Origin of the sequence: Pseudomonas sp. EA_5y_Pfl2_R50 (assembly GCF_963970475.1) — a bacterium.
Classification (GTDB): domain Bacteria; phylum Pseudomonadota; class Gammaproteobacteria; order Pseudomonadales; family Pseudomonadaceae; genus Aquipseudomonas.
The window spans coordinates 1-439 of the sequence record NZ_CAXAPT010000193.1 but is presented as its reverse complement, the minus strand read 5'-3'; the positions used below and the strand labels follow the sequence as shown (position 1 = coordinate 439).

At 56.0% G+C, this 439-nt stretch carries 1 protein-coding gene; it reads left to right on the top strand.

The window, feature by feature from the left end:
- Nucleotides 1-151: 151 nt before the first annotated feature.
- A partial coding sequence (locus AACY19_RS27405; protein ID WP_339454621.1) for a helix-turn-helix domain-containing protein occupies nucleotides 152-439 on the top strand: 288 nt, incomplete at its 3' end.

Genomic DNA, 439 nt, shown 5'->3' with positions numbered 1-439 from the left:
TGCCACGGATGTTTCGGTATGCATCACGCAAGCCGAAGAATTGATCGAGAGGGCACGAATGCGAGCGTCAGAGCTCTGATGGACGGCTGCGCGCCCGGTTTCGGAAACAGCGCGTTGACATCATAGTTAAGTCTGGTTCGATGACTGGGACTTGTTCCTTTCCCTATATTGGGGTTCTGAATTGGCGAAACGGAAAGACGAATCCATCGACGCAGCTATCGGTGCCCGTATCCGGAGCCTGCGTCTCCATCAGGGACTCACCCAGGAGACACTGGCCGGCAAGCTCGGGATCACGTTCCAGCAGATTCAGAAGTACGAACAGGGCAAGAACCAGGTCAACCCGACAAGGCTTCTCAAGTTCGCCAACATTTTTGGCGTCTCGGCCGGCTTCCTGCTCGGCGAGAGGCAACTGAAATCGCAAGGCGCTCAATTGCCGGCA